A 12,589-nucleotide genomic window follows, 5' to 3' on the forward strand; every position below is an offset into this window, starting at 1 on the left:
AAAAGATATCTGATTTTCAGATTTAAAAGAATACGAACATGTTACAGCCAAAAAGAACGAAGTTCAGAAAGATGCAGAAAGGCCGCATGAAAGGTAATGCCACTCGTGGAGCGGAATTAGCTTTCGGATCTTTCGGTATCAAATCAATGGAGCCAGCATGGATCACAAGCCGTCAAATTGAGGCAGCTCGTATTGCGGTAACACGTTATATGAAGCGTGAAGGACAAGTTTGGATCCGCATTTTCCCTGACAAGCCAGTTACCAAGAAACCTGCAGAGGTACGTATGGGTAAAGGTAAGGGTGCTCCAGAATATTGGGTTGCTGTAGTGCGCCCAGGCCGTATGTTATTTGAAGCAGAAGGCGTTCCATTGGAAATCGCTAAAGAAGCATTGCGCTTAGCTGCTCAAAAATTACCGGTACAAACGAAATTTGTGATACGTAGAGACTACGTAGAAGCATAGACATCGTTGGTAATGTCAAGAGTCTAGCCTTACAGCCGTTACCTGTAAGGCACCTTTAAAACTTGCGATAACCCAACACAACAAATTGAAAAATGAAAAATTCAGAAATCGTAGAATTATCAACTGAGGATCTAACAGCTCGCCTTGCAGAGGAGAAAGCTGCCTTGAACAAATTGAAATTTGCACACGCTGTTTCTGCTATTGAGAATCCAAACGTGATCAAAGCAGCTCGCAAAACTATCGCTCGTTTATCTACAGAGGTATCCAAGCGTCAAAATGCAGCAAAATCTGAAACAGCCGCTGAGGCACAAAATTAAGTCGAAATGGAAAGAAATTTAAGAAAAACAAGAATCGGCTTAGTAGTTAGCAACAAGATGGACAAATCTATCGTAGTAGCTGTTGAGCGTAAAGTGAAACACCCTATTTACGGTAAATTCGTTAAGAAAACTACTAAATTTAAAGCTCATGACGAAACTAATACCTGCGGTATCGGCGACACGGTATTAATTATGGAAACTCGTCCGCTGAGTAAGACAAAGAACTGGAGATTGGTAGAAATTTTAGAAAGGGCTAAATAACATGGTACAACAGGAATCAAGACTAAATGTAGCTGACAATAGCGGTGCTAAAGAAGTTTTAGTAATCCGTGTATTGGGCGGTACGCGTAAGCGTTATGCATCTATCGGTGATAAAATCGTTGTTACCGTTAAGAGCGCTATCCCTTCAGGAAACGTTAAAAAAGGATCAGTTTCAAAAGCAGTAGTCGTACGTACGAAAAAAGAGATCCGTCGTAAAGATGGTTCATACATTCGCTTCGACGATAACGCTGCAGTATTGTTAAATAACAACGATGAACCACGTGGAACACGTATCTTCGGCCCTGTGGCTAGAGAGTTGCGTGAGAAACAGTTCATGAAGATTGTATCACTAGCACCGGAGGTTTTATAATTATGGCACAGAAAACAAAAACAACGACTCACAAGATCAAGATCAAAAAGGGTGATTTAGTGAAAGTTATCGCTGGTAACTCTAAAGGTGTGCAAGGGAAAGTATTGCAAATTTTAGTGGATGCGAACAGAGCAGTAGTTGAAGGCGCTAACATCGTTAAGAAACACACTAAACCAAGTGCAGCTAACCCGAATGGTGGTATCATTGAAAAAGAAGCTGCAATCAACATCTCAAACTTAGCATTGATCGATCCTAAAACAGGTGAAACTTCACGTGTTGGTCGTAAGCTAAATGCAGATGGCAAATTAGTTCGTTACGCAAAAAAATCAGGGGAGGAAATTAAATAATGACTTATACACCAAGATTGAAAGCGAAATACGCAGAGGAAATCCGTGCGTCGCTTAAAGAAAAATTCCAGTATAAAAGCGTTATGCAAGTTCCTAAACTGGAAAAAATCGTAGTATCCCAAGGTATCGGTGCAGCTACAGCAGACAAGAAATTGATCGACAACTCCATCACGGAATTGACAACGATCACTGGTCAGCAAGCTGTTCCTACGAAATCCAAAAAGGATATCTCGAACTTCAAATTACGTAAAGGTATGCCAATTGGTGCACGTGTTACATTGCGTGACAACACCATGTACGAATTCCTTGATCGTTTAATCGCTGTATCTTTGCCACGTATCCGTGACTTCCGTGGAATCAACGATAAAGGTTTCGATGGACATGGTAACTACAACTTGGGTATCACCGAGCAGATCATTTTCCCAGAGATCAACATTGACAAGATCAACAAGATCCAAGGTATGGACATCACGTTCGTGACTTCTGCAAAGAACGATATCGAAGCATTGGAATTACTTAAATTGTTTGGCTTACCATTCAAAAACCAAAACACGAATAACAATGGCTAAAGAAGGATTAAAGGCACGCGAAGTTAAGCGTCAGAAATTAGTAGCAAAATATGCAGAGAAACGTGCAGCGTTAAAAGCGGCAGGTGACTACGAAGCATTAGATAAATTGCCAAAGAATGCATCGCCTGTAAGATTGCACAACCGTTGCAAATTGACAGGTCGTCCTAAAGGATATATGCGTCAGTTCGGTATCTCCCGTGTAACATTCCGTGAGATGGCGTTGGACGGAAAGATCCCGGGAGTGAAAAAAGCTTCTTGGTAATCAAAAAAATATAATTACTTTTGCCCGGATAAACCACGAACGTGGTTTATCGGGTTTTTTATGCATTGCATTATTTTAACCGATAAAAGGTCTGCAGCTTCGGTTAGTTGCGGAAACCATTATCACAATTTTTATACAAAATGAATACAGATCCAATAGCGGATTACCTTACCCGAGTAAGGAATGCCATTAAGGCCAACCACAGGGTTGTTGAAATTCCTGCATCGAACCTTAAAAAAGAAATCACAAAAGTTCTTTTCGACAAAGGTTACATTGCTAACTACAAATTTATCGAGGAAGGTCCTCAAGGTTCCATCAAGATTGCCTTGAAGTACCACCCAATTAGCAAAGTACCGGCTATTCGCACTTTGACACGTGTGAGTAAACCTGGTTTGAGAAAGTATGCAAGTGTTGACAACTTACCTCGTGTATTAAACGGTTTAGGAATTGCGATTTTGTCTACTTCCAAAGGAGTAATGTCAGACAAAGAAGCTGCCGTTCAAAACGTTGGTGGAGAAGTTTTATGTTACATTTATTAATCAGGTAAAAGCACTTAGAAATGTCAAGAATTGGAAAAGCGCCTATCGCTATCCCTTCGGGAGTAACGGTATCGGTATCAGATAAGAATCTGGTAACTGTAAAAGGCCCTAAAGGTGAGTTATCACAACAATTGGATCGTGACATTACCGTTAAAGAAGAAGATGGTAATATCGTCGTTACGCGTCCTACAGAACAAAAAAAGCACAAAGCATTACACGGTTTATACCGCGCCCTGTTGAACAACATGGTTGTTGGTGTTACTGAAGGTTACAAAACTACACAAGAATTGGTTGGTGTTGGTTACCGTGCTTCAAACACAGGTAATACGTTGGAGTTGACGTTAGGTTTCTCCCACCAGATTGTATTCGTATTGCCACAGGAAATTAAAGTTACCACAACTGCTGAGAAGGGAAAGAACCCAACGATCACGTTGGAATCTATCGACAAGCAACTGATCGGTCAAGTAGCGGCGAAAATCCGTAGCTTCCGTAAGCCAGAGCCATACAAAGGTAAAGGTATCAAGTTTGCAGGTGAAGTATTAAGAAGAAAAGCAGGTAAATCAGCTAAAAAATAATAACCATGGCAGGAATTAAATCAGCTCGCAGAGCGAGAATCAAAAAAGGAATTAGAAAACACCTGGCTGGATCAACAGAACGTCCACGTTTGACAGTTTTTAGAAGCAATAAAGGAATCTACGCACAGATTATCGATGATACAAATGGTAAAACTATCGTTTCCGCATCTACATTATCCAAGGATTTTGCAGAAGGTGGCAACAAAGTAGACCAATCGAAAGCAGTAGGTAAATTGGTTGCTGAGAAAGCGGTTGCAGCAGGAATTAGCAAAGTAGTTTTTGACCGTAATGGGTACTTATACCATGGCCGTATCAAATCATTGGCTGAAGGTGCTCGCGAAGGCGGTTTAGACTTTTAATCTTAGAAGAAAATGGCATTAAGCAATATTAAAAGAGTAAAATCAAGCGAAATCGAATTAAAAGATCGCTTAGTAAGCATCCAACGCGTAGCCAAAGTGACCAAAGGTGGTCGTACTTTCAGCTTTTCTGCTATCGTAGTAGTAGGTGATGAGAATGGTATCGTAGGTTATGGCTTGGGTAAAGCAAAAGAGGTGACAGAAGCGATCACGAAAGGTATCGACGATGCGAAAAAGAACTTGGTGAAAGTTCCTATTATCAAAGGTACAGTTCCTCATGAACAATACGGTAAGTACTCTGGTGGTTCGGTTTTGATCAAACCAGCAGTAAGTGGTACAGGAGTATTGGCAGGTGGTGCGATGCGTGCGGTATTGGAGTCAGCTGGTATCACAGACGTATTGGCGAAATCCTTGGGATCATCTAACCCTCACAACGTAGTAAAAGCAACTATCGATGCATTAGCAAACATGCGTGATGCTTATACAGTAGCGCAAACACGTGGTGTCGATTTAAACAAAGTATTTAACGGTTAATATCATGGCAAAAATCAAAATCACCCAGATAAAGAGCGTTATCGACAGAAGCGAGCGCCAAAAGAAAACAATTGAGGCTTTGGGATTGAAAAGAATCAACCACTCAGTTGAAGTAGAGGCTACCCCAGCGATTATCGGAATGGTTCGCAAAGTGAATCATTTGGTAGCAATCGAAACTATTTAATGAATTAGATGGAAAGGACGCTCACAGTCCTTTCCATTCTTTGTTAATAAATTTTTCAAGGCTATTACCTGTTTAGTGAGAGCGAAGGGATAGCATAATTTTAAAAAAAATGAACTTAAGTAATCTTAAACCAGCAGCTGGTTCAGTAAAAACTAAAAAACGTATTGGTCGTGGTCAAGGATCAGGTCGTGGTGGAACATCTACACGTGGTCACAAAGGAGCAGGATCTCGTTCAGGTAACTCGAGAAAAATCGGTTTCGAAGGTGGTCAAATGCCTTTGCAACGTCGTGTTCCTAAGTTTGGTTTCAAAAACTTGAACAGAGTTGAGTATGTAGGTGTAAACTTAGATGTATTGCAAGGTATTGTTGAGAAGTTCAACTTGACAGCAGTTGATTTCGATACATTGAAAGAGCACGGATTGGTTTCTAAGAATGATTTGATCAAAATCTTAGGTCGTGGTGAATTAACCGCAAAAGTAGAAGTAAAGGCCCATGCATTTTCCGCTTCAGCACAAAAAGCAATTGAAGCAGCAGGTGGTTCTATCGTTAAATTGTAATCATACATGAAGAAACTAATCACAACCTTAACCAATATATGGAAGATAGAAGAGCTACGCAATCGTATCTTGAATACATTGCTATTTCTTCTAATATACCGCATTGGTTGTCACGTGGTTTTACCAGGTGTCAATCCTGATGCATTGGTAGTAAATAGAGAAGGTGGCAATGACATCATGAACCTGATCAATATGTTCGCTGGGGGCTCATTCTCCCGTGCGGCCATCTTTGCATTAGGGGTTATGCCATACATCTCGGCATCTATCGTCGTGCAGCTATTGGGGATTGCTGTGCCTGCTTTTCAGAAGATGCAGAAGGAGGGAGAGTCTGGTCGTAAGAAGATGACGCAGATTACACGTTACCTAACAGTAGCGATTACCTTGGTTCAGGCCGTAGCGTACGTGAAGACCCAGATCGGGCCAGAAGCGAAAACTATTGCAGATCCAATGTTCTCTATCCTATCGGCTATCGTCTTGACCGCGGGTACATTGTTTGTGATGTGGCTAGGTGAAAAGATTACCGATAAAGGAATTGGTAATGGTATTTCCTTGATCATTATGGCGGGTATTATTGCTCAGCTTCCTGCAGGTATTACTGCAGAGTGGGCATCCAGAATGAGCCCTAGTGGCGGTGGTCCTATTCCATTGTTACTGGAGTTCGTTGCCTTATTCTTTGTGGTGATCTTTACGATCTTAATCGTACAGGGTGTTCGCAAGATCCCTGTGCAGTACGCAAAGAAGATCGTTGGTAATAAACAAATCGGTGGTGTTCGTCAATACATTCCTTTAAAGGTAAATGCGGCGGGTGTAATGCCTATCATTTTCGCGCAGGCGATTATGTTCTTACCGATGTCGTTGCAACAGTTCTTCCCGAACGTGCAATCTGACTTTCTGAATTCGTTGGCTAACTATACGTCCGTAACGTATAATGTGGTATTTGCATTGTTGATCATTGCATTCACGTTCTTCTATACGGCGATCATGGTGAACCCGCAGCAGATGTCAGAGGACATGAAGAAGAATGGTGGATTCATCCCGGGCATCAAGCCTGGTTTTGAGACCAACACGTTCATCGACAACGTAATTTCACATATTACCTTCCCTGGAGCAGTATTCATAGCAATCATTGCCATCTTACCGGCAATTGCTACGCTGTTCGGAGTAAACAATCAATTTGCCCACTTCTTCGGTGGTACATCCCTACTGATCTTGGTAGGTGTGGTATTGGATACCATCCAGCAGATTGAGAGTCATTTGTTAATGCGTCATTATGACGGTTTGATGAAAACAGGTCGTGTTAAGGGTAGAAGCACCGCTGCTCCCGTAGATGGCTATGATCAGACCGCATTATAATTTCTGAATGTCTAAAGTATATTATAAAACAGCAGAAGAAATTGAGCAAGTGCGAGAGTCAGCTAATGTACTCTCGCAGTTACTTGCTGAGATTGCCGGTATCATCCAACCTGGAATTACCACGCTATCCCTGGATAAATTTGCTTTCGATTTCATCAGTGATCATAAGGGAACCCCGGCGTTCTTGAACTACCATGGTTTCCCATACTCGCTATGTATTTCCGTGAACGATCAGATCGTGCATGGTTTTCCGAGTGATTACGTGTTGAAGGAAGGTGACATTGTATCGGTGGATGGAGGTGTGAATCTGAACGGGTTTATTTCCGATTCGGCCTACACTTTCGGTGTCGGTGAGATTTCGGCAGAAGCCCAACAATTGCTGGATGTAACCAAGGCATCACTTTATGCTGGTATCGAACAGGCTGTGGCTGGAAAACGCGTAGGCGATATTTCATCCGCTGTTCAGGAATATGTTGCCCCTTATAAATACGGTATCGTTCGGGAGTTGGTTGGCCACGGGGTCGGCTTTCACTTGCACGAGAAACCGGAAGTGCCGAACTACGGTAAACGTGGTGCCGGTCCGAAGTTGGAAGAAGGCTTGGTGATCTGTATTGAACCAATGATCAATGCGGGCAAAGCCGGAGTCAAATTTTGGGATGATGGGTGGACAGTTAGCACGGTTGATGGCAAGTTATCTGCGCATTTCGAGCAGATGGTTGCGATCAAAAAGGGGGAGCCCGACGTGTTATTGAATTTCGAAGCGATAGAGAAAGTTTTAAATAAAAAGTAGTTGGTATTCAATTATTTTATTTATCTTTGCACTCCTGTTTGCGGGTTTAATATAATTTAAAATAACAGATTTTATGGCTAAACAAGCCTCGATAGAACAAGACGGCATTATTAGGGAAGCGCTTTCCAACGCGATGTTTCGCGTAGAGTTAGAGAATGGTCATGAGATCATTGCTCATATTTCTGGAAAAATGCGCATGCACTATATTAAAATATTACCAGGTGATAAAGTAAAGCTTGAAATGTCGCCATACGATTTAACAAAAGGAAGAATTACATACCGCTATAAGTAATTATAGGTTTCTTCAATCAATTGCTTTTAAAAATTTACTAAAATGAAAGTTAGAGCATCAATAAAAAAACGCAGTGCGGATTGTAAGATCATCCGTCGTAAAGGAAAAGTTTTTGTAATTAACAAAAAGAACCCAAAGTTTAAACAACGTCAGGGTTAATTTTAACATAATCGCTTAAAATATTATATGGCAAGGATCGCAGGTATAGATTTACCTAAAAACAAAAGAGGTGTTATTGGCCTTACCTATATCTTTGGTATTGGTCGTGCCACTGCAGCTTATATCTTGGAGAAAGCTGGGATCAGTGAGGACGTGAAAGTTCAAGAATGGAATGATGATCAATTAGCAGCTATCCGTACAATCATCAACGATGAGATCAAGGTAGAAGGTGCTTTACGTTCAGAAGTTCAGTTGAACATCAAACGTTTAATGGATATCGGATGTTACAGAGGCTTACGTCACCGTAAACACTTACCAGTTCGTGGACAACGTACGAAAAACAATTCACGTACTAGAAAAGGTAAACGTAAGACAGTTGCAAACAAGAAAAAAGCTACTAAATAATAAGTAAGAAATGGCTAAAAGTAAAAAAGTTACTAAAAAACGTATCGTCGTTATCGAGCCTGTTGGACAAGCTCATATCAACGCTACTTTTAACAACATCATCGTAACTTTGACTAACAATCAAGGTCAGACTATTTCATGGTCATCAGCTGGTAAAATGGGCTTCAAGGGTTCTAAAAAGAACACACCTTATGCTGCCGGACAAGCTGCTAACGACTGTGGTAAAGTTGCATATGACTTAGGATTACGTAAAGTTGAAGTTTTCGTGAAAGGTCCGGGTGCAGGTCGTGAATCCGCAATCCGTTCATTGCAGTCAGTAGGAATTGACGTTACAACGATCAAGGATATTACTCCACTTCCACACAACGGTTGTCGTCCTCCAAAACGCAGAAGAGTTTAATAACACATTTGTTTAAGATAAGATTCATCAGTTATAGACTGATCGATACTTCAAACAGAATCAGAAATGGCAAGATATACAGGACCTAAGTCCAAAATAGCTCGTAAATTTAGAGAGCCAATTTTCGGCCCAGATAAGGCATTAGAAAAAAAGAATTATCCTCCTGGTCAACATGGACCATCAAAAAGAAGAGGTAAACAATCTGAATACGCAATTCAGTTGTTAGAAAAGCAAAAAGCAAAATACACGTACGGTGTATTGGAGCGTCAATTCGCTAACTTATTTGCTAAAGCGGCAGCAAAACAAGGTATTACTGGTGAGAACTTCTTGAAATTATTAGAAGCACGTTTAGATAATATCGTTTACCGTTTAGGTATTGCACCTACGCGTTCAGCTGCACGTCAATTAGTTTCGCATAAGCACATTACCGTTAACGGTGAAGTCGTTAACATTCCATCATACAGCATCCGTCCAGGTGATGTGATCGCTGTTCGCGAACGCTCTCAAACATTAGAGGCGGTTGTTAATTCAGTAGCGGGCAGAAAGATCAACAAGTTCAGCTGGTTGGATTGGGATGCAGACAAACTTACAGGTACGTTCGTAACTTACCCTGAGCGCGCTGATATTCCTGAGAACATCAAAGAAAACTTAATCGTAGAGTTGTACTCTAAATAATAATTGATAACAACATACATGGCGCATGCCTGTATGTTGTTATTTTCATACATAGTAAATAAACTTAAAAGCACATAAATGGCAATTTTAGCATTTCAAAGACCGGATAAAGTTATCATGCAAAAATCTACTGATTTTGATGGTACCTTTGAATTTCGTCCATTAGAGCCAGGTTTTGGAGTTACTATTGGTAATGCTTTACGCCGTATTTTATTGTCCTCACTAGAAGGATATGCAATTACGTCGATAAGATTTTCAGGCGTTTCGCACGAATTCTCTACGATTAAAGGCGTAGTAGAAGACGTTACGGAGATCATCTTAAACTTAAAGCAAGTACGTTTTAAGAAATCAGGTGAACAAGGCGATAACGAGAAGATCTTTGTAGTTATCAATGGTCAAGATCAATTCACTGCTGGTGATATCACGAAGTTTTCCAACAATTTCACTGTATTGAATCCTGATTTGGTCATCTGTAACATGGATAGCTCAGTTACTGTTGAAGTTGAATTATCAGTTGCAAAAGGCCGTGGATACATTAATGCAGAAGAAAACAAAGTTGTTGATGGTCCTGTTGGTGTTATTGCGATTGACTCAATCTTTACGCCAATCAAGAATGTGAAATATACCATTGAGAACTACCGTGTAGAGCAAAAGACTGACTACGAGAAATTGTTGTTGGATATCTCTACAGATGGTTCTATTCATCCTGAAGACGCGCTTAAGGAAGCTGCTAAGATCTTGATCCAGCACTTCATGTTATTCTCTGATGAGAACATGTTGTTGGAATCACAGACCAAAGAGGAAACAAAGGTTGTTGACGAGGAAATCTTGCACATGCGTAAGATCTTGAAAACAGAATTAGTTGACTTGGATCTTTCAGTTCGTGCATTGAACTGCCTGAAAGCTGCTGACATCCGCACTTTGGCTGAATTGGTAACTTACGATGTAGCCGATATGTTGAAGTTCCGTAACTTCGGTAAGAAGTCCTTGAGCGAAATTCAAGAATTGGTGAAGTCTAAAGGTTTATCTTTCGGTATGAACCTGTCTAAGTACAAATTGGACGAAGAATAATACACAAATAAATAACAATAAGCGACCTGTTGCGTAATTCCTCTGAGAGTATATAAATTACTGTTTGTAGAAAAAGAACGGTACGCACAAAATCAAATTAAAAATGAGACACGGAAAAAAAGTTAATCACTTAGGCCGCACTGACAGTCACCGTAAGGCGATGTTAGCGAACATGGCGACTTCATTGATCGTTCACAAACGTATTACAACTACTTTGGCGAAAGCTAAAGCATTGCGTAAATATGTGGAGCCATTGATTACAAAATCTAAAAACGACACGACACATTCTCGTCGTACGGTATTCGCTTACTTAAAAGACAAAGATGCTGTTTCTATCTTGTTCCGCGAGATTTCTGAAAAAGTAGCTTCTCGTCCAGGTGGTTACACACGTATCATCAAATTGGAAAACCGTTTAGGTGATAACGCGGAGATGGCATTTATCGAACTTGTTGACTATAACGAAGTATACGGTAAAACAGTTAAAACTGAGAAGAAAACTACGCGCCGCCGCGGTTCTGGTGCTACGAAGAAAAAAGCAGCTTCCACGGAAGTAAAAGAAGAGAAAGCAAAAGCAACTGCAGCTGGAGATGATTTGACAATCGTTGAAGGTATCGGTCCTAAAATCGCAGAAGTATTAACTGCTGCTGGAATCGCTACTTACGCTGAATTGGCAAAAACAGATGCAGAAAAAGTTAAAGAAATTTTAACTGAAGCTGGTTCTAACTTTAACACAGCAGATCCTACAACTTGGGCTGAACAAGCACAACTTGCTGCTGATGGTAAATTTGAAGAATTAGAAAAACTTAAAGCTGAATTAGACGGCGGTAAAAAAGTTGATGAATAATCTTTCATAGAATCATATAAAAAAGTCCTCTTCACCAAGAGGACTTTTTTATTTTATATGCTTTTTTGGTAACCTCTCCCTTGAATTATTTGTACATTTGACGGACTAAACTTTACACATTTTTTAATTCTATTCATGGAACTTTTTAATGTATACCCCGTTACTCCCATCAACATCGTAAAAGCGCAAGGCTCTACCGTATGGGACGAACAGGGCAATGAATACCTGGACCTTTATGGAGGCCATGCCGTAATATCGATCGGACATACCCATCCACATTATATCAAACGCATAACCGAACAGCTGCACAACATCGGTTTTTACTCCAATTCCGTACTGATTCCCATCCAGCAACAGCTGGCCAAACAATTGGGTGAAGTATCCGGTAAGGAGGATTACTTTCTATTCCTGTGCAACTCAGGGGCAGAAGCGAACGAGAATGCGCTGAAATTAGCTTCTTTCCATACCGGTCGGAAGAAGATCATTGCGTTCACTAAGGCGTTCCATGGACGTACCTCCCTCGCGGTTGCCGCTACGGACAATCCAGCGATCGTCGCTCCTGTAAATGAAACGGAGAACGTTGTTTTCTTGCCTTTTAATGATGAAGAAGTCTTAACCCAAGCCTTCAAGGATTTTGGCGATGAGGTTGCTGCCGTTATTATTGAGGGGATCCAAGGTGTCGGTGGTATAAGGGAGGCATCCGTGCCGTTCCTGAAATTGATCCGTTCCTTGTGTGATCAATATGGTTCCGTATTCATTGCAGACTCCGTACAGTGTGGTTATGGCAGAACAGGTTCCTTCTATTCCCACGATTATGCCGGTGTTCAAGCAGATATCTATTCCATGGCGAAAGGTATGGGGAATGGTTTCCCGATCGGAGGAATCTCCATTGCTCCTAAATTTAAAGCCAGCTTTGGTCTATTGGGAACTACCTTTGGTGGTAATCATTTGGCATGTGCCGCCGCCGTAGCCGTTTTGGATGTGATGGCGCAGGACAACCTGATGGCCAATGCCCAAGAGGTCGGATCCTACTTGATCGAGGAGTTGAAGAAATTTGACGAGGTATTGGAAGTGCGCGGTCGTGGATTGATGATCGGGATTGAATTGCCTACAGAAATGGGGCATGTCAAAAAGGATCTCTTGTTGAAGAATCGCATTTTTACGGGCGAGGCTAAACCCAATGTTATCCGCCTTCTCCCGGCACTTAATATCACAAAAGCAAACGCAGACCAGTTTTTAACAGCTTTCGCTGAACGCTTGAAAGCATAA

The 12,589-nt window shown here is 41.1% G+C and carries 23 protein-coding genes; all 23 read left to right on the forward strand.

Features of this window, described 5'->3' with window-relative positions; genetic code table 11:
• Positions 1-38 precede the first annotated feature (38 nt).
• The 23 genes from rplP (at position 39) to G6N79_RS05975 (ending at position 12,589) form a co-directional block, all read left to right on the forward strand.
• On the forward strand, positions 39-461 hold the full coding sequence (gene rplP, locus G6N79_RS05865; protein ID WP_094257903.1) for a 50S ribosomal protein L16: 423 nt from the start codon (positions 39-41) through the stop codon (positions 459-461).
• 92 nt (positions 462-553) lie between these two features.
• Entirely contained in the window at positions 554-778 is a 225-nt protein-coding gene (rpmC, locus tag G6N79_RS05870) for a 50S ribosomal protein L29 (protein ID WP_103906745.1), read from the forward strand.
• Between the two features lie 6 nt (positions 779-784).
• Positions 785-1,039: a 30S ribosomal protein S17 gene (gene rpsQ / locus G6N79_RS05875; protein WP_099370336.1), complete on the forward strand. Its 255-nt coding sequence runs from the start codon at positions 785-787 to the stop codon at positions 1,037-1,039.
• Between the two features lies 1 nt (position 1,040).
• Positions 1,041-1,409 (forward strand): 50S ribosomal protein L14, encoded by a 369-nt coding sequence (rplN, locus tag G6N79_RS05880; RefSeq protein ID WP_037498951.1) that lies wholly within the window; start codon positions 1,041-1,043, stop codon positions 1,407-1,409.
• 2 nt (positions 1,410-1,411) lie between these two features.
• Positions 1,412-1,756, forward strand: a complete 345-nt coding sequence (rplX, locus tag G6N79_RS05885) for a 50S ribosomal protein L24 (protein WP_103906746.1) — start codon at positions 1,412-1,414, stop codon at positions 1,754-1,756.
• Positions 1,756-2,325, forward strand: coding sequence for a 50S ribosomal protein L5 (rplE, locus tag G6N79_RS05890; protein WP_103906747.1), 570 nt, complete (start codon positions 1,756-1,758; stop codon positions 2,323-2,325). The genes rplX and rplE overlap by 1 nt, the downstream gene beginning before the upstream one ends.
• The gene (rpsN, locus tag G6N79_RS05895) at positions 2,318-2,587 is read left to right on the forward strand and encodes a 30S ribosomal protein S14 (RefSeq protein WP_103906748.1); all 270 of its coding nucleotides are present in this window, start codon (positions 2,318-2,320) and stop codon (positions 2,585-2,587) included. The genes rplE and rpsN overlap by 8 nt, the downstream gene beginning before the upstream one ends.
• Positions 2,588-2,727: 140 nt before the next feature.
• Positions 2,728-3,126 (forward strand): 30S ribosomal protein S8, encoded by a 399-nt coding sequence (gene rpsH / locus G6N79_RS05900; RefSeq protein ID WP_099365470.1) that lies wholly within the window; start codon positions 2,728-2,730, stop codon positions 3,124-3,126.
• A gap of 20 nt (positions 3,127-3,146) precedes the next feature.
• On the forward strand, positions 3,147-3,701 hold the full coding sequence (gene rplF / locus G6N79_RS05905; protein ID WP_103906749.1) for a 50S ribosomal protein L6: 555 nt from the start codon (positions 3,147-3,149) through the stop codon (positions 3,699-3,701).
• Between the two features lie 5 nt (positions 3,702-3,706).
• On the forward strand, positions 3,707-4,060 hold the full coding sequence (gene rplR / locus G6N79_RS05910) for a 50S ribosomal protein L18 (protein ID WP_103906750.1): 354 nt from the start codon (positions 3,707-3,709) through the stop codon (positions 4,058-4,060).
• Between the two features lie 12 nt (positions 4,061-4,072).
• Positions 4,073-4,591, forward strand: a complete 519-nt coding sequence (rpsE, locus tag G6N79_RS05915; protein WP_093100392.1) for a 30S ribosomal protein S5 — start codon at positions 4,073-4,075, stop codon at positions 4,589-4,591.
• A 4-nt stretch (positions 4,592-4,595) separates the two neighbouring features.
• A complete protein-coding gene (gene rpmD, locus G6N79_RS05920) occupies positions 4,596-4,775 on the forward strand; it encodes a 50S ribosomal protein L30 (protein ID WP_045753985.1) in 180 nt (59 codons plus the stop codon).
• A gap of 109 nt (positions 4,776-4,884) precedes the next feature.
• Positions 4,885-5,331, forward strand: coding sequence for a 50S ribosomal protein L15 (gene rplO, locus G6N79_RS05925; RefSeq protein ID WP_103906751.1), 447 nt, complete (start codon positions 4,885-4,887; stop codon positions 5,329-5,331).
• 6 nt (positions 5,332-5,337) lie between these two features.
• Complete coding sequence (gene secY / locus G6N79_RS05930; RefSeq protein WP_103906752.1) at positions 5,338-6,684, forward strand: preprotein translocase subunit SecY; 1,347 nt, start codon at positions 5,338-5,340, stop codon at positions 6,682-6,684.
• Positions 6,685-6,691: 7 nt separating this feature from the next.
• Positions 6,692-7,474, forward strand: coding sequence for a type I methionyl aminopeptidase (map, locus tag G6N79_RS05935; RefSeq protein ID WP_103906753.1), 783 nt, complete (start codon positions 6,692-6,694; stop codon positions 7,472-7,474).
• A 73-nt stretch (positions 7,475-7,547) separates the two neighbouring features.
• Entirely contained in the window at positions 7,548-7,766 is a 219-nt protein-coding gene (gene infA, locus G6N79_RS05940) for a translation initiation factor IF-1 (RefSeq protein WP_002997456.1), read from the forward strand.
• Between the two features lie 42 nt (positions 7,767-7,808).
• Positions 7,809-7,925, forward strand: a complete 117-nt coding sequence (ykgO, locus tag G6N79_RS05945; RefSeq protein WP_013665024.1) for a type B 50S ribosomal protein L36 — start codon at positions 7,809-7,811, stop codon at positions 7,923-7,925.
• Between the two features lie 27 nt (positions 7,926-7,952).
• Complete coding sequence (gene rpsM / locus G6N79_RS05950; RefSeq protein WP_103906754.1) at positions 7,953-8,330, forward strand: 30S ribosomal protein S13; 378 nt, start codon at positions 7,953-7,955, stop codon at positions 8,328-8,330.
• Positions 8,331-8,340: 10 nt separating this feature from the next.
• Positions 8,341-8,730: a 30S ribosomal protein S11 gene (rpsK, locus tag G6N79_RS05955; RefSeq protein WP_103906755.1), complete on the forward strand. Its 390-nt coding sequence runs from the start codon at positions 8,341-8,343 to the stop codon at positions 8,728-8,730.
• Positions 8,731-8,796: 66 nt separating this feature from the next.
• Positions 8,797-9,405, forward strand: a complete 609-nt coding sequence (gene rpsD / locus G6N79_RS05960; RefSeq protein ID WP_103906756.1) for a 30S ribosomal protein S4 — start codon at positions 8,797-8,799, stop codon at positions 9,403-9,405.
• Between the two features lie 78 nt (positions 9,406-9,483).
• Positions 9,484-10,476, forward strand: a complete 993-nt coding sequence (locus G6N79_RS05965; RefSeq protein WP_103906757.1) for a DNA-directed RNA polymerase subunit alpha — start codon at positions 9,484-9,486, stop codon at positions 10,474-10,476.
• A gap of 103 nt (positions 10,477-10,579) precedes the next feature.
• Complete coding sequence (rplQ, locus tag G6N79_RS17670; RefSeq protein ID WP_103906758.1) at positions 10,580-11,320, forward strand: 50S ribosomal protein L17; 741 nt, start codon at positions 10,580-10,582, stop codon at positions 11,318-11,320.
• Positions 11,321-11,455: 135 nt separating this feature from the next.
• Complete coding sequence (locus G6N79_RS05975) at positions 11,456-12,589, forward strand: aspartate aminotransferase family protein (protein WP_103906759.1); 1,134 nt, start codon at positions 11,456-11,458, stop codon at positions 12,587-12,589.

This window comes from Sphingobacterium lactis (assembly GCF_011046555.1).
Taxonomy (GTDB): domain Bacteria; phylum Bacteroidota; class Bacteroidia; order Sphingobacteriales; family Sphingobacteriaceae; genus Sphingobacterium; species Sphingobacterium lactis.